This is a genomic window from Bradyrhizobium sp. SZCCHNS2022 (assembly GCF_032377575.1).
Lineage (GTDB): Bacteria > Pseudomonadota > Alphaproteobacteria > Rhizobiales > Xanthobacteraceae > Bradyrhizobium > Bradyrhizobium aeschynomenes.
On record NZ_JAUHHZ010000001.1, the window covers coordinates 626,014 to 641,473 of the forward strand.

Here is a 15,460-nt window from a genome sequence, read left to right on the forward strand (position 1 = left end):
TGTTCATTTGTTGCTCCGTCATGCCCGGGCTCGTCCCGCCTGCGCGGCCGAAGCCGCTTCGGCGCGGCGAAGGCCCGGGCATCCACGTCGTTCTCAGCGTGCCGGACGACGTGGATGGCCGGGACGAGCCCGGCCATGACGGCGTGGAGCGAGACGAGCGCATAACGGCCTCCCAGCGCGCGTGAGAAGGATGCCCATTGCGAAGTCGGCTGCATCCCAGGGCGGCGGCAAGTGATATAGATTGACGCAGTTCTCGGAGCCGTTCTCGCCAATGATGTCGCTGTCTGATCCCGCTGCCGCTGTGCTTCCGCGCCGCGTGTTCATGCTCGGCGCGACCGGGACGATCGGCCGTGCCACGGTGCGCGCGCTGGTCGCGCGCGGGCACGAGGTGGTTTGCTTCGTGCGTCCGCACAATGACACGATGGCGATCCCCGCCGCGACCGTCAGGATCGGTGACGTCACCGATCCTGTCTCGCTGGCGCGCGACGGCTTTCGCGGTGAGCGCTTCGATGCGATTATGTCCTGCATGGCCTCGCGGACCGGCGTGCCGCGGGATGCCCAGGCAATCGACTATCAGGCTCATGTGAACGCGCTGACTGCAGCAGGTCAGGCCGGTGTCACGCAGTTCGTGCTGCTGTCCGCCATCTGCGTGCAGAAGCCGCTGCTCGCGTTTCAGCAGGCCAAGCTGGCCTTCGAGGCGCAGCTGATGGCGGCAGGCCCGACCTATTCGATCGTCCGCCCCACCGCGTTCTTCAAGTCGCTGTCGGGGCAGGTCGCGCGTGTCAAGCAGGGCCGTCCCTATCTCGTGTTCGGCGACGGCCGCCTGACTGCGTGCAAGCCGGTCAGTGACGCCGATCTCGGCGACTATCTCGCCGGCTGTCTCGATGACGAGAGCCGCTGGAACAAGGTTCTGCCGATCGGCGGCCCCGGACCTGCGATCACGCCGCTCGATCAGGCCGAGTACTTGTTTGAGCTGCTCGGGCGCAAGCCGCACATCCGCCGCGTGCCGGTGGCGCTGCTCGACGTCATCATCGGCGGGCTCGATGTGACCAAGCGGGTGCTGCCGTCGCTTGCCGACAAGGCGGAGTTGGCGCGCATCGGCCGCTACTACGCGACCGAGTCGATGCTGGTGCTGAACCCCACCACCGGCCGCTACGACGCCGATGCCACGCCGTCGACCGGATCGGAGACGCTGTTCGACTATTACGCCAAGCTGATCCGCGGCGGGGCCGAGGCGGAGCGCGGCGATCACGCCGTGTTTTGAAGTCTCCGTCGAAGTGATGGTCATCCATCTCTCCGGTCGTCATGGCCGGGCTTGACCCGGCCATCCATTACTCTTCGCAAGAAGATGGATGCCCGGGTCAAGCCCGGGCATGACGAGCAACTGATTGAATTGCCGTCGCATGGTCTCCCTTGAGGCACCGTCATTGCGAGGAGCGCAGCGACGAAGCAATCCAGCGTCGCGAGCGCGGCCCTGGATTGCTTCGCTTCGCTCGCAATGACGGCGGTGAGGCATGGAATCTCTATCTCGCGGCGCGTTTCGCGTCCGAGCCTTGCTTTTCGTCCTGCCCCCTCCTGAGAAGAGGGCACGGGGAATGCCGGGCGCTGGCCGCACCCATGGCCCGCCTGCGGAAAAAATGCAGGCAGCAGGAACCACAGGTTCAGCCGAGAACACCCGGCATTCCCCGCGCGATGGTCTAACGGCTGCTTCGCGATCTCCCCGGTGCGCCGGGCTTTCTGGCCACCGTATCGCGACAATGCGCTTGCGCGCATTGCGCTGGACACCAGCTTCGGGGTGTCAGGACCACGCGACTTGACCGTGCGCATCGATGCTGTCGTCCGGGTGGAAATCCACGCCGCAGCACCAACACGCCCACCGCATCCCGCCTCGACGTTCGTGACGACCGCGAAGCGTCCCTCTTGTGAGACGGGATCGGGATATACAATCATAATTTCTGGAAAAAAGAAAGTAGTTTTTTGCAGCTGGACGGACTGGAGGGGTGATGTCCTTGAGCTGGTTCCTGAACAATCTGTTTTGGCGCACGTCGAATGGCCCAACACGGCGGTGCAGGTGAGGGATCGTGTTCTGCAATTCGCCGCAGCGAAGTTCTTAGAGAGTTCGTCATTCCGGGGCATTCGCGCGCAAAATGGCGTAGCCATTTTGGAACAGCGCGAATGAGCCCGGAATCCATAGCCACGGAGCGATGTCGTCAGGCGAGCTGGCAACTCCGTGCATGCCTCACACGGCATCCTGTGGTTATGGATTCCGGGCTCGCGCTGCACGCGCCCCGGAATGACGCCGATCCGAATGGCTGGCGATATCGGCTCGGGACCGAGCGCATTCGGGGAGCTACTGCGATCTTCCTTACCCCTCGACCACACACGGCACGCTCGCAAACCCCCGAAACCGCACTCGCCCGCCACGCACCGGCTCGCCCGCGAGCTGATAGTTCGGAAACCGGCTGACAAACCGCGCGATCGCCACCGCGCCCTCCAGCCGTGCCAACGCCATCCCCGCGCATTGGTGCGCGCCGGTGGCGAAGGCGAGGTGGCGGTTGGCGGGGCGGGTGATGTCGAAGCGCTCGGGATCGTCGAACTGGGCGGGGTCGCGATTGGCGGCGCCGATGCACAGGGTGATGGACGTGCCTGCTTCCAGGCCAACGCCGCCGAGTTCGACCGGCTCGGTCGTCATGCGGTTGCCGAGCTGGTTGGAGCTTTCATAGCGCAGGATCTCCTCGACGGCGGTGCGGATCAAAGCGGGGGTCTCGATCAGCTTCCTGCGCTCGGCCGGATGCTGGCACAGCAGCACCAGGCCGTTGCCGATGAGATTGGTCGTGGTCTCGTGTCCTGCATTGAGCAGGAAGATGCAGTTGTGCAGCAGCTCCTTCGCGCTCAGCCGCTCGCCGTCGGCCTCGCCCTGGATCAGCCGCGTCAGCACGTCGCGCTCGGGATTGCCGGGAGCCGCGCGCCGGCGGGCCACCAGGGTTTCCAGATAGGCCAGCATGTCGCCGACGGCCTGGTTGCCGCGGGCAAACTGCTCCGGCGTCAACACCGGCTCCAGGGCGCCGAGGATGGCGAGCGACCAGTCGCGCAAGGGTCCGCGTTCCTCATGCGGCACGCCGAGCAGATTGCCGATCACCTCGATGGGGATCGCCGCAGCGAAATCCTCGATCAGCTCGAAGTGCTCCTTCTCGGCGATCCGGTCCAGCAGCCCGTCGACCAGCGTGATCAGCGCCGGCTCCATCTCGGCGATGGCGCGCGGCGACAGCGCACCCATGATCAGGCGGCGCACGCGCGTATGCGCCGGCGGATCGTTGAAGACGAGGCTCGTGGTGTGGTGCTCGTACAGCAGTGAGTCGCCGTATTTCGGCGCGAACTCGCGCGTCTTGTCCGACGAGAACGTCTTCGTCACCTTGTAGGCGGTGACGAGGTCGTCATAACGGGTGAGAAAGTAGGAGCCGCTGCGCATCCGCTTGACCGGGGCGTGCTGGCGCAGCGCGCGATAGGTCGGGTAGGGGTCGGCGTAGAACTCCGGCGTCAGGCTCTCGAGGTCGAAGCTGGCGGCGAGCGCCGTGTCGTCGGTCATCCCTGGTCCTCCCGGCCGATTCTGGTTTGTTGCTGCGACCGTCGCACGGCCGGGCGCGGAAGAACATCCGCCGGGCGGTGTGAGCCCGCATCTCCACCACCGGGACGTGCCGCAGATCCGCCTTGTTGTAGAGGTATAAAATTGCCTTCGGCGCTGTCGTTTTCTCTCCTGCAATTTCAGGGACTTGACCGCCGAACCCTGCTGCGACGCGGCATATTTCTTGACATCAATCAAGTGAGTATTTACTCACGGGCGATGTCCAGTTTGCGCATGACAAGCGATCTCCGAAGGCAGCTGATCCTCGGTGCAGCCAAGCGCTGCTTCGCACGTCATGGCTATGCGGGCACCACCACCAAGAGCGTCGCGGCGGCGGCGGCCATCTCGGAAGCGTTGCTGTTCAAGCATTTCCCGTCGAAGGCCGCGCTCTATGCCGAGATCCTCACCGAGCAATGCGAGGCCGATCCGGATTTCGAGCTGCTGCTCGGACAGGAACCTTCCACCGCCACACTGGTCAGGATGATGGCCGGGATGGTCCGGCATTTTCTCAGCATCGCTGACGGCCCCAACGACGAGGAAGAGCAGCGGTTGCGGCTGATGGCGTCGAGCCATCTCGACGATGGCGAGTTTGCGCGGCTGCTTTATGTGAAGATCGATGATCTGATCGGCGCCAAATTCGTTAACTCCCTGGAAAGCGCCGTCGCGGCTGGTGATGCCTTGCCATCAGCGGCGGCGCCCCGCGACCTGTTCTGGTTTGCGCATCACACCGTATTGATGGCGGCCTTGACCCGGCTTCCCTCGACCCCGTGTCTGGCTTATGGAACCGCTGAAAGCCTGGAGCGCCAGCTCAGCGAGTTCATCCTGCGCGGCATCGGAGTGACCGACGCCGCCATTGCGTACCATCTCGATCACGAATTGTCGCAACCTCCGGCCCGGCCGGCGACGGCAGAAAGTGCATGACATGAACATTGCGACGGAACCCAAGCTCTCAGGCAAGCCGATCGACGACAAGCCGCGCAAGCGCACCCGCCCGGTGCTGTGGTTCGTGATCGTCGGCACTCTGCTCGCGGCGCTGGTCGGCGGCTTCGTGTGGTTCAACATGTTCCGCGACAAGATGATCGCGCAGTTCTTCGCCAACATGAAGCCGCCGCCGCTCAACGTCACCGCCGCCACGGCGTCGACGGAGACCGTGCCGAACCTGTTGACCGCCGTCGGCGACCTCGCCGCCGTGCACCAGGTCAACGTCACCTCGGACGCCTCCGGCCGCATCACCGAGATCATGTTCATGCCGGGCACGACGGTGAAGCAGGGCACGCCGCTGGTGCAGCTCTACGACGCGCCGGAGCAGGGCGATCTCGCCAACTACAAGGCCCAGGTCACGGTGGCGCAGCTCTCGCTGGATCGCGCTAAGCAGCTCGCCTCGCGCCAGTTCGGCCCGCAGGCGACGGTGGACCAGGCCCAGGCCGCCTACGACCAGGCCCAGGCGGGCGTCGCCAAGACCGAGGCGCTGATCGCGCAGAAGCTGGTGCGCGCGCCGTTCGACGGCGATCTCGGCGTCCGCAAGGTCGAGGTCGGCCAGTATCTGTCGGCCGGCACGCAGATCGTGTCGCTCACCGATTTGTCTCAGCTCTGGGTCAACTTCACGGTGACCGAGAAGGACAGTGGCCAACTCAAGGTCGGGCAGACCGTGCGCATCGGCGTCGATGCCTATCCGGGCAAGACCTTCGAGGGCAAGATCACCACCATCGAGCCGCAGATCGCGACCGACACGCGCAACATCCGCGTGCAGGCGACGATCGCCAATCCCGAGCACATCCTCAAGCCCGGCATGTTCGCCACCACCACCGTGGTGCTGCCGGACAAGCCACCGGTGCTGACGGTGCCGGAGACCGCGGTCGACTACACGCTGTATGGCGACTCCGTGTTCGTCATCAACGAGAAGAAGGCCGACGACGGCAAGGTCACGCTGACGGCCGACCGCACCTATGTGCAGACCGGCGACCGCATCAACGGCCGGGCGGTGATCCTGAAGGGCCTGAAGGAGGGCGACCGCGTCGTCGCCGTCGGCCAGCTCAAGATCCAGTCGGGCGCCACGGTTGCGATCTCGACCGATCCGCCGCCGCCGGTGCCGGCGAAGCCGCCGCGCTACTGAGCGAACCTCTGAGCCAATGCCGGGCCGCCGCGCGCAGGCGGCCCGTTCGGTCCTCACCTGACGTCTGCTGACGGGATAGCCGCGATGCGTTTCACCGATATCTTCATCAAGCGCCCGGTTCTGGCGCTCGTGGTCAGCATGCTCATCCTGCTGCTCGGCCTGCGCGCCGCGTTCGAGCTGCCGATCCGGCAATATCCGAAACTGTCGAACACGGTCGTGAACGTCACGACCGTCTATCCCGGCGCATCCGCCGACCTGATCCAGGGCTTCATCACCACGCCGCTGGAGCAGGCGGTCGCCTCGGCCGAAGGCGTCGACTACATCACCTCGTCCTCGGTGCAGGGCACCAGCACCATCCAGGTGTTCGTGAAGCTCAACTTCGATCCGAACCAGGCGCTCACCGAGGTCCTCGCCAAGGTGAACTCGGTCCGTTACCTGATCCCGAAGGAATCCAACGACCCGATCGTCACCAAGACCACGGGCCAGACGACCTCGGTGATGTATCTCGGCTTCTCCAGCGAGGAGCTGTCGGGCTCGGCCATCTCCGACTATCTGACGCGCGTGGTGCAGCCGGTGTTGTCGACCGTCGACGGCGTCGCCGCGGCCAACATCCTCGGCGGCCAGACCTTCGCGATGCGCATCTGGCTCAACCCGGAGAAGATGGCCGGCCGCAACGTCTCGCCGACCGATGTCGCGCAGGCGATCGCCGCCAACAACTTCCAGTCCGCCGCCGGCCAGTCCAAGGGCTACTTCATCGTCTCCAACGTCACCACCAATACCGGCCTGACCGACGTCAACCAGTTCAAGCGGATGATCGTCAAGGCCAAGGACGGCGGCTTCGTCCGCATGGAGGACATCGCCACCGTCGAGCTCGCGGCGCAGAGCACCGACGCCAGCGTCGCCTTCAACGGCGAGCGCGCGATCTTCATCGGCGTCGACGCCACGCCGCAGGGCAACCCGCTCAACATCGTCAAGGGCGTGCGCGCGCTGTTCCCCGACCTCGAGCGCAATCTGCCGCCGTCGATGAAGATGAAGGTGGCCTACGACTCCACCAAGTTCATCCAATCCTCGATCGACGAGGTCGAGCACACGCTCGGCGAAGCGGTGCTGATCGTCATCGTCGTCATCTTCCTGTTCCTGGCATCGCTGCGCTCGGTCATCATCCCCGTGGTGACGATCCCGCTGTCCCTGATCGGCGTCTGCACGCTGATGCTGGCGCTCGGCTTTTCCATCAACCTGCTGACGCTGCTCGCCATGGTGCTCGCGATCGGCCTCGTCGTCGACGATGCGATCGTGGTGGTGGAGAACATCCATCGCCATCTGGAGGAGGGCAAGACACCCGTCCAGGCGGCACTGCAGGGCGCGCGCGAGATCGTCGGCCCGGTCATTTCGATGACGATCACGCTCGCCGCCGTGTACGCGCCGATCGGCTTCCTCGGCGGCCTCACCGGCTCGCTGTTCCGCGAATTCGCCTTCACGCTCGCGGGCTCGGTCATCGTGTCCGGCGTCATCGCGCTGACGCTGTCGCCGATGATGTGCTCGGTGCTGCTGAAGAGCGCCGATGAGGGCCGCTTCGCGCGGCTCGTCAACCGCGTGTTCGGTTCGATGACCAACTGGTACGGCCGCCAACTCGACCGCTCGCTCGACTACCGTCCGGTGACCGGCCTGTTCGCGCTGACGATCCTCGGCCTGGTCGGCTTCCTCTATATGCACACCGCCAAGGAACTGGCGCCGGAGGAGGATCAGGGAATCGTGTTCTCGATCACCAAGGCGCCGAAATACGCCAACATCGACTACATCAATTTCTACACCGACAAGGTCGACAAGGCGTTCGCGAAGTTTCCCGAGACCGACCTGCGTTTCATCCTGAACGGCATCCAGGGGCCGCAAGGCGGCTTTGCCGGCATGCTGCTGAAGCCGTGGGACGAGCGCACGCGCTCCTCGATCAAGCTGAAGCCGCTGGTGCAGGCGGAGCTCTCCAAGATCGAGGGCATCAATGCCTTCGCCTTCAACTTGCCGGCGCTGCCGGGCGGCCCCGGCGGTCTGCCGGTGCAGATGGTGATCAGCTCGACCAGCGGTTTCCGGGCCGTCTATGAGCAGATGGCCAAGCTCAAGGACGCCGCGCGCAAGAGCGGCATCTTCATCGTCTCCGACAGCGACCTCGACTTCAACCAGCCGGTGGTGAAGGTCTGGATCAACCGCAGCAAGGCCAGCGATCTCGGCATCACCATGCAGTCGATCGGCAACACGCTCGCCGTGCTGCTCGGCGGCAACTACATCAACCGCTTCAACCTCGAGGGCCGTTCCTACCAGGTGATCCCGCAGGTGCCGCGCGACAAGCGTCTGTCGCCGGAATCGCTGTCCGGCTACTACGTCGCGAGCGCGGCCGGCCAGCAGGTGCCGCTGTCGACGGTGGTCAACATCGAGACCGCCACCGACCCGAACTCGCTGACGCATTTCAACCAGCTCAACTCGGCGACCTTCTCGGCGGTGCCGATGCCGGGCGTCACGGTCGGCCAGGCGGTCGACTTCCTGGAGAAACAGGCCAAGAACCTGCCGTCGGGCTTCAGCCACGACTATCTCGCCGACGCCCGCCAATATGTGCAGGAAGGCAATCAGCTCGCCATCACCTTCGGCTTCGCGCTGATCATCATCTTCCTCGTGCTCGCGGCGCAGTTCGAGAGCCTGCGAGATCCGCTGGTCATCATGATCAGCGTGCCCATGGCGATCGTCGGCGCGCTGATCCCGCTGTTCTTCGGTCTCGCGACCATGAACATCTACACCCAGGTCGGCCTCCTGACCCTGGTCGGACTGATCACCAAGCACGGCATCCTGATGGTGGAGTTCGCCAACGAGCTGCAGCTGAACGAAGGGATGGATCGCCGCAGGGCGATCGAAACCTCGGCGCGCATCCGTCTCAGGCCGATCCTGATGACGACGGCGGCGATGGTCACCGGCCTGATTCCGCTGCTGACCGCCTCGGGCGCCGGCGCCGCCAGCCGCTTCTCGATCGGCCTCGTCGTCGTCGCCGGCATGTCGATCGGCACGCTGTTCACGCTGTTCGTGCTGCCGGCGGTCTACACCGTCATCGCCACCGACCACCAGGCCGCCGCCAAGTCGCAGCGCGCCAAGGAGATCGCCCAGTTCGATGCCGAGCCGGATCACGCGGTGAAGGCGGCGTAAGCGGACGCTCGTCCAGCACGTCAACGGCGGCTGCCCTGGCAGCCGCCTTTTTGTTTTTGGCAGTCTCTCAACATCCTCGCTGTCGTCCCGGCGAACGCCGGGACCCATAGCCACAGGCCGTGGTGTGGGGCAGGCGCGGAGTGACCTTCTCGCCCAACAATGACCGACGGTGGCTATGGGTCCCGGCCCGGAGGCCGGGACGACGGCGGAGGGTGAAGCGCCGGCGTTGCCTTACTCCTCCTGCTGCGGATCGAGCGCGTCGCGCAGGCCGTCGCCGAGCAGGTTGAGCGAGAGCACGACCAGGAAGATCGCAAGGCCCGGCCAGATCGCCATCCAGGGCGCGTTGGTGAGGAAGCGCTGGGCGGTGTTGAGCATGCTGCCCCAGGACGGCGCCGGCGGCTGCTGGCCCAGCCCCAGGAACGACAGCGCGGCCTCGGCGATGATGGCGGCGGCGACCGACAGGGTCGCCTGCACCAGCAGCGCCGGCATGATGTTGGGCAGGATGTGCCGGACGGCGATCTGCAGGTCGGTGTCGCCGACGCTGCGCGCGGCCTCGACATATTCCTCGACCTTGACGCTCAGCACCTCGCCGCGGGTGAGCCGGACGAAGATCGGCGTCGCCGAGATGCCGATCGCGATCATCGCGTTGCCGAGGCTCGGCCCCAGGAATGCAGCCAGCGCGATCGCCAGGATCAGGAACGGGCAGGCCAGCATCGCATCGGTGATGCGGCTGATCAGGGCATCGATGAAGCCGCCGCGATAGCCCGCGAGCATGCCGATCGGCACGCCGATCGCCAGCGCGATGACGACGGAGATCGCGCCGGCCATCAGCGAGGCACGCGCGCCATAGATGACGCGGGCCAGCACGTCGCGGCCGAGATCGTCGGTGCCGAACCAATGCGCCGCCGAGGGCGCTTTCCGCACCAGCGCCCAGCTGGTCTTGATCGGATCGTAGGGCGCCACCAGCGGCGCTGATACCGCGAGCAGGATGAAGGCCGTGATCAGGCCGAGCCCGACCATGGCTCCCCGGCGCTTGACCAGGCGGCGCCAGGTGCGCTGGATCGGCCGCTCGAGCGGGGCAAGGGTGCGGATGCCCGGTGCTGACAGCGTGGTCTCGGCCATGTCAGCTCCTCAAGCGCGGATTGACGAGGACATAGGCGAGGTCGGCGATCAAATTGAGCATGATGTAGACGGTGGCGGTGACGAGCACGACGCCCTGCACGACGGCGTAGTCGCGGTTGAACACGGCGTCGACGATCAGCTTGCCGAAGCCGGGAATCGAGAAGATCTGTTCCGTCAACACCGCACCTGACAACAGCGTGCCGAGTTCGAGCGCGCCGAGCGTGATCACCGGCGTCAGCGCGTTGCGCAGCGCGTGGCGCAGGATGACCTGGCGCTCGGAGATGCCCTTGGCGCGCGCGGTGCGGATGTAGTCGCTGCTCAAGACCTGCAGCATGGCGCTGCGGGTATGGCGCATCAGGATCGCGGCGATGGCGTTGCCGAGCACGAAGGCCGGCATGATGGTGGCGGCGATGCTGGCGCGCCAGTCCTCGGCCAGTGAGACGTAGCCGGAGGCCGGCAGCCAGCCGAGCTGGATCGAGAACACGAAGATCAGCATGATGCCGAGCCAGAAGTTCGGCGTCGAGATGCCCCAGAGCGCGAACAGATTGGCGGCGTAGTCCCATCCTGTGCCGCGCTTCACCGCGGAGATGATGCCGGCGGGAATGCCGATCAGGAACGCGATCACGATCGCCATGGATGCGAGCTGCAACGTCACCGGCAGCTTCTGCAGGATGAGATCGCGCACCGGCATCTTGATGCGGAGCGACTCGCCGAAATCGCCCGAGAGCACGCCCTTGATCCAGTAGCCGTACTGGACGGGCAGGGGCTGATCGAGGCGATACTGCTTGCGGATCTGCTCGATCACGGCAGGATCGCGCTCCTCGCCGGCCATCACGAGCGCGGGATCGCCGGGCAGCAGCTGCTGCAGCGAGAAGATCAGGATCGAGACGAAGATCAAGGTCGGGATGATCTGGGCGAGGCGGCGGGCGAGGAAGGTCAGCATGGGATCTGCCTCGCTTGCTGCCACCTCGCTCCCCGTGCGGTAGGATTATCGCGGGTGATGAGCGGAGTTTTGCGCCCGCCTGTCTCCGCGTCGTCATGGCCGGGCCTGTCCCGGCCATTCACGTCGTTCGGCATGCTGGGAACGACGTGGATGCCCGGGACAAGCCCGGGCATGACGGAGGACCGAGTGCTCGCCTCTCTCGCCAATTTGGCGCTCACTTCAGCTTCAGTCCGACCACGCGCACCAGGCCATCCGGCATCTGCTTGTAGCCCTCCAGCTTCTTGGTATGCGCGATCAGGATGCGGCGGTGGTAGAGGTAGAGGATCGGCTCTTCCTCGATCTCGAGCTTGGCGAGCTTCTCGTACAGCGCCTTGCGCTGCGCCATGTCGGTGATGAGTCGGGCGTCGTCGAGCGCCTTGTCGGCCTCCGCATTCTCCCAGACGCTGTAGTTCTGCGGCGCGTTCTTCTTCATGAACAAGTAGCTGTTGCCGTCGGGATCGATGCGCCCACTCCACGACAGCATGAAGGCCTGATAGTCGCCGGCCTCGGCCTGCTTCAGCGAGGTCGCGAACTCCGTCACCCGGATCTTCATGTCGAAGCCGGCCTCGGCGGCCATCGACTGCACGACCTGGGCGACCGCCTCGGTCTCGGCGCCCTTCGACACCAGGAAGTCGACCGCGACCGGCGGCGTGACGCCGGCCTCCTTCAACAGCGCCTTCGCCTTCTCGACGTCGCGGGCGCGGATCGGGAAGGCCTTCTGATAGTAGGGATGCGAGGGATTGACCCACTGGTTGCCCGGCATGAACTCGCCGTTGAACACCACCTGGTTCAGCGCCTCGCGATCGATCGAGAGGTCTAGTGCCTGCCGCACCTTCGCGGACTGGCTCAGCGGACCCTTGGCCTTGTCCTTGCCGATGTTCAGCGTGATGCCCTGATAGCCGAGCTCGATCGCGGTCGACAGCGCGAGCTTGGAATCGGCGCGTACGTCCTTGATGTCGGTCGCGAGCACGCGCTCGATCAGGTCGAGCCCGCCGGACTTCAGATTGGCCAGCCGCACCGTGGCGTCGACGATCGGCTGGTAGACGATCTTGTCGATGAAGACGTTGTCCTTGTTCCAGTAGTCGGCGAATTTCTCGAACACGATGCGGTCCTGCTGGACGCGCTCGACGAATTTGTAGGGACCGGCGCAGACCGGACGCAGGCCGAACTTGTCGCCGGCCTCCTTGGCGGCCTTCGGCGACACCATCATGCCGGCACGGTCGGTGAGCTGCGCGATCAGCGGCGAGAACGGTGCCTTCAGGACGAGCTTGATGGTCAGGGGATCGACGACGTCGACGTGATCGACCGACGCGAGCTCCGGCTTGCGGAACGAGCCGGGGAAGGTGAGATGGCGATCGATCGAGAATTTCGCGGCCTCGGCATCGAACGGCTCGCCGTCGTGAAACTTCACGCCCGGCCGCAGCTTGATCGTGACCTCCTTGCCGTCGGCGGAGGTCTCGTGCGACAGCGCCAGTTGCGGCACGATGTTGAGCTTGTCGTCGATGTCGAACAGCTTGTCGCAGGTTGCGGCGAAGACGATGCGGCCGACATAGGTGCGGGCCATGGTCGGATCGAGCACGTCGGGGTCCTCGGCTAAGCCGATGCGCAACGTGGTTTGCGCCTGAGCAGTGGCCGCGCAAGAGGCCATGAGAACAGCCGCGAGAGCGGCCAAGCACCAGTTCTTTCTCAGCATACGAAGTCCCCTACGAAATGCAGCCAGTGTCGTTGCACCATCCATACCAACCCCGGTCAGAGGCGGTCCTTCCGGAACTCAAGTCGGGTTCGCGAGCGCCGCCGCGATGCCGGCATCGATCGTCGCGCGATCAGTGACGCCGGCCGGGTTCTCGCGCGTCGGCATGAACTGCCGGAACACGGCCCAATGCCTGCGGCTCACGTTCTCCAGGCGTTCCAACTCAGCCAGTGGATCGGGATGATCATCGACACGCAGATCGAGCTCCGACCATTCGTCCTTGCCGTGCACGAGCAGTGCGGCCGACTGCTTGCCGCGCTTGTCGCCGCCGGCGGCTTCGCCGGCCTTCATCGCCGCGATCAGGCGCTGGGCGAAGGGTAGAGTACTGTGGGCGAGAAACGCGTTTGCCGTTTCGTTCAGCACCTGCGGGCCGGCCAGCATGTTGCCGGCGATCGAAAACCCCTGGCCTTCGAGATGGCCGCACCAGTCGATGCAGTCGCGGCCGGTATGGGCGGCGATCTGGCCGTTGAGATCCAGGATGTGGACCTGCCGGCTCTCGCGGCCGGGATCGGCCGCGATCAACGATTGCACAATCTCGCGCGGATGGCGGCCGTCCCGCAGCAGCGTCGCGCCGTCGATGCCGTAGTACGGATTGACCAGCGCCTGCGTGGCGATGCCGCCGCGGCCGGCGACGATGAACGGCACGCGTGCGCCGACGGCGAAGAAGCGGGTGGCGACAGCGATGCCGATCCGGCCGGTGGTGTCGTCCTTGGCAATGATCGACCAGGTCATCGTCGGCCCTCAGCGTCCCGCGGCGTAGCCCTGCATGCCCCTAGGATTGGCGGCGGCGCGGCGGCGGCGGCCGACGCGCGAGGCGGCGGTGAGACGACCTTCCGACCAGTCAGGGCCGACCTCGACGACATGGCCGCGGCGACGCAACTCTTCGACGGTCGCCTTCGGCACGCGGCCCTCGACCACCAGCACGCCGGGGCGCGCGGTGCGCGGCCAGAACGAAATCGGGAAATGCTCGGAGTGCCAAGCGGGCGCGTCGATCGATTCCTGCAGGTTCATGCCGGCATGGACGTGGCGCAGGAAGAACTGCGTGTTCCACTGGTCCTGCTGGTCGCCGCCGGGCGAGCCCCAGGCGACGTAGGGCTCGCCGTCGCGCAGCGCCATGGTCGGCGACAAGGTCGTGCGCGGCCGCTTGCCCGGCACCAGCGCCGCCGGATGATTTTCTTCCAGCCAGAACATCTGCGCGCGCGTGCCGAGGCAGAAGCCGAGTTCGGGGATGACGGGCGAGGATTGCAGCCAGCCGCCGGAGGGCGTCGCCGAGATCATGTTGCCGTCGCGGTCGATGATGTCGAAATGCACGGTGTCGCCGCGCACCTCGCCGAAGCGGCCGACGGTCGGCTCGCCCGAGCCCATCGCGCCGACGGCCTCGCGATTGCCTTGCGCCTCGCGCAGCTTCACCTCGGCGCCGTAGCCGTCGAGCTTGCCGGGGCGCAGCTCCAGCGAGGCCTTGTCGGTGATCAGCTTGCGCCGCTCGTCGTTGTAGGCATCCGACAGCAGCGTCTCGATCGGGATGTCGGCGAAGTTCGGATCGCCGTAGAACGCCTCGCGATCGGCGAACGCCAGCTTCGCAGCTTCGATCTGCCAATGGATGAAATCGGGTCCGGTCGGATCGAGGCCGTCGAGCGCAAAGCCCTTGAGCAGCGCGAGCTGCTGCAACAGCACCGGGCCCTGGCTCCAGACGCCGGCCTTGCACACGGTGTAGCGGCCGTACTGATAGGTCAGCGGCGCCTCGATGGTCGGCTGCCAGCGCGCCATGTCGTCGGCCGTCAGCACGCCCTTGTGGCGGGATCCCGAGACGTCCATGACCTCCTGAGTCCGGCAGAAGCGGTCGATCGCTTCGGCGACGAAGCCCTGCGACCACGCCTTGCGCGCGCGCTCGATCTGCGCATCGCGATTCTCCCCGGCGCTCTCGGCTTCGCTGAGGATGCGCGCATAGGTCTCGGCCAGCTTGGGATTGGTGAACAGCGTGCCCGGACGCGGCACCTCGCCGTTCGGCAGATAGAGCGCGGCCGAAGTCGGCCAATGCGTCTTGAACAACTGTTCGACGGTCTGGATCGTTGCCGAGACGCGCTCGACCAGTGGATAGCCGTCGCGGGCGTAGGAAATCGCCGGCTCCAGCACGTCGCGCAGCCGCATCGTGCCGTAGTCGCGCAGCAGCATCATCCAGGAGTCGAAGGTGCCGGGAACGCAGGCCGCGAGCAGTCCGGTGCCGGGCACCATGTCGAGCCCTTCGCGCTTGTAGTGCGCGATGGTGGCGCCAGCCGGTGCAGGTCCCTGGCCACAGATCACCTCGGTGCGCCCGCGCTTCACGTCGTGCAGGATGATCGGCACGTCGCCGCCGGGGCCGTTGAGATGCGGCTCGACCACCTGCAAGGTGAAGGCGGCCGCGACACCGGCGTCGAAGGCGTTGCCGCCGCGCTCCAGCATCGCCATGCCGACGGCGGTGGCGAGCCAGTGCGTGGAGGTGACGACGCCGAAGGTGCCGTCGATCTCCGGGCGGGTCGTGAAGGGATCGGGATTGATGAAGCTCATGGCGCCCTTTGATCTGTGTAGTTAGTGGTAGTCATTGCGAGCGATAGCGAAAATCCAGGGCCCAGGATGACGCCCCTGGATTGCTTCCGCCTTCGCCCGATGGGCTTCGGCGGACACGTCGTCGCTTTGCTCCTCGCAATGACG

General features: G+C 65.8%; 11 protein-coding genes. 5 read left to right on the plus strand and 6 right to left on the minus strand.

Going from position 1 to position 15,460, the window contains the following annotated elements; all coding sequences use genetic code 11:
- Positions 1–322 precede the first annotated feature (322 nt).
- A complete protein-coding gene (locus QXZ94_RS02735) occupies positions 323–1,264 on the plus strand; it encodes an NAD(P)H-binding protein (RefSeq protein WP_315726051.1) in 942 nt (313 codons plus the stop codon).
- 549 nt (positions 1,265–1,813) lie between these two features.
- Positions 1,814–2,179: a hypothetical protein gene (locus QXZ94_RS02740; RefSeq protein WP_315719126.1), complete on the plus strand. Its 366-nt coding sequence runs from the start codon at positions 1,814–1,816 to the stop codon at positions 2,177–2,179.
- A gap of 186 nt (positions 2,180–2,365) precedes the next feature.
- Here QXZ94_RS02740 and QXZ94_RS02745 read toward each other — a convergent pair whose 3' ends face one another.
- Entirely contained in the window at positions 2,366–3,586 is a 1,221-nt protein-coding gene (locus QXZ94_RS02745) for a cytochrome P450 (protein ID WP_315719127.1), read from the minus strand.
- Positions 3,587–3,856: 270 nt separating this feature from the next.
- On the opposite strand from QXZ94_RS02745, the gene QXZ94_RS02750 reads away from it, so the two are divergent.
- The 3 genes from QXZ94_RS02750 (at position 3,857) to QXZ94_RS02760 (ending at position 8,918) form a co-directional block, all read left to right on the plus strand.
- Positions 3,857–4,543 (plus strand): helix-turn-helix domain-containing protein, encoded by a 687-nt coding sequence (locus tag QXZ94_RS02750; protein WP_315726055.1) that lies wholly within the window; start codon positions 3,857–3,859, stop codon positions 4,541–4,543.
- A gap of 1 nt (position 4,544) precedes the next feature.
- Positions 4,545–5,735 (plus strand): efflux RND transporter periplasmic adaptor subunit, encoded by a 1,191-nt coding sequence (locus tag QXZ94_RS02755; RefSeq protein WP_315719128.1) that lies wholly within the window; start codon positions 4,545–4,547, stop codon positions 5,733–5,735.
- 84 nt (positions 5,736–5,819) lie between these two features.
- On the plus strand, positions 5,820–8,918 hold the full coding sequence (locus QXZ94_RS02760; protein ID WP_315719129.1) for a MexW/MexI family multidrug efflux RND transporter permease subunit: 3,099 nt from the start codon (positions 5,820–5,822) through the stop codon (positions 8,916–8,918).
- Positions 8,919–9,149: 231 nt separating this feature from the next.
- Here QXZ94_RS02760 and QXZ94_RS02765 read toward each other — a convergent pair whose 3' ends face one another.
- From QXZ94_RS02765 to QXZ94_RS02785, 5 genes are all read right to left on the minus strand, one after another.
- Positions 9,150–9,980 carry an ABC transporter permease gene (locus QXZ94_RS02765; protein WP_409998790.1) on the minus strand — a complete coding sequence of 277 codons (831 nt, stop codon included), beginning with the start codon at positions 9,978–9,980 and terminating at the stop codon, positions 9,150–9,152.
- A 61-nt stretch (positions 9,981–10,041) separates the two neighbouring features.
- On the minus strand, positions 10,042–10,983 hold the full coding sequence (locus QXZ94_RS02770) for an ABC transporter permease (protein ID WP_315719131.1): 942 nt from the start codon (positions 10,981–10,983) through the stop codon (positions 10,042–10,044).
- A gap of 214 nt (positions 10,984–11,197) precedes the next feature.
- Positions 11,198–12,670, minus strand: a complete 1,473-nt coding sequence (locus tag QXZ94_RS02775; RefSeq protein WP_315719132.1) for an ABC transporter substrate-binding protein — start codon at positions 12,668–12,670, stop codon at positions 11,198–11,200.
- Between the two features lie 123 nt (positions 12,671–12,793).
- Positions 12,794–13,504, minus strand: coding sequence for a DUF1028 domain-containing protein (locus QXZ94_RS02780; protein WP_315719133.1), 711 nt, complete (start codon positions 13,502–13,504; stop codon positions 12,794–12,796).
- 9 nt (positions 13,505–13,513) lie between these two features.
- The gene (locus QXZ94_RS02785; RefSeq protein ID WP_315719134.1) at positions 13,514–15,316 is read right to left on the minus strand and encodes a gamma-glutamyltransferase family protein; all 1,803 of its coding nucleotides are present in this window, start codon (positions 15,314–15,316) and stop codon (positions 13,514–13,516) included.
- Positions 15,317–15,460: the final 144 nt, after the last annotated feature.

Coding starts and splice junctions, on each gene's coding strand:
- QXZ94_RS02735 (WP_315726051.1), top strand. CDS start 323: ATGCTCGGCGCGACCGGGACGATCGGCCGTGCCACGGTGCGCGCGCTG.
- QXZ94_RS02745 (WP_315719127.1), bottom strand. CDS start 3,586: ATGACCGACGACACGGCGCTCGCCGCCAGCTTCGACCTCGAGAGCCTG.
- QXZ94_RS02750 (WP_315726055.1), top strand. CDS start 3,857: ATGACAAGCGATCTCCGAAGGCAGCTGATCCTCGGTGCAGCCAAGCGC.
- QXZ94_RS02755 (WP_315719128.1), top strand. CDS start 4,545: ATGAACATTGCGACGGAACCCAAGCTCTCAGGCAAGCCGATCGACGAC.
- QXZ94_RS02760 (WP_315719129.1), top strand. CDS start 5,820: ATGCGTTTCACCGATATCTTCATCAAGCGCCCGGTTCTGGCGCTCGTG.
- QXZ94_RS02770 (WP_315719131.1), bottom strand. CDS start 10,983: ATGCTGACCTTCCTCGCCCGCCGCCTCGCCCAGATCATCCCGACCTTG.
- QXZ94_RS02775 (WP_315719132.1), bottom strand. CDS start 12,670: ATGGCCTCTTGCGCGGCCACTGCTCAGGCGCAAACCACGTTGCGCATC.
- QXZ94_RS02780 (WP_315719133.1), bottom strand. CDS start 13,504: ATGACCTGGTCGATCATTGCCAAGGACGACACCACCGGCCGGATCGGC.
- QXZ94_RS02785 (WP_315719134.1), bottom strand. CDS start 15,316: ATGAGCTTCATCAATCCCGATCCCTTCACGACCCGCCCGGAGATCGAC.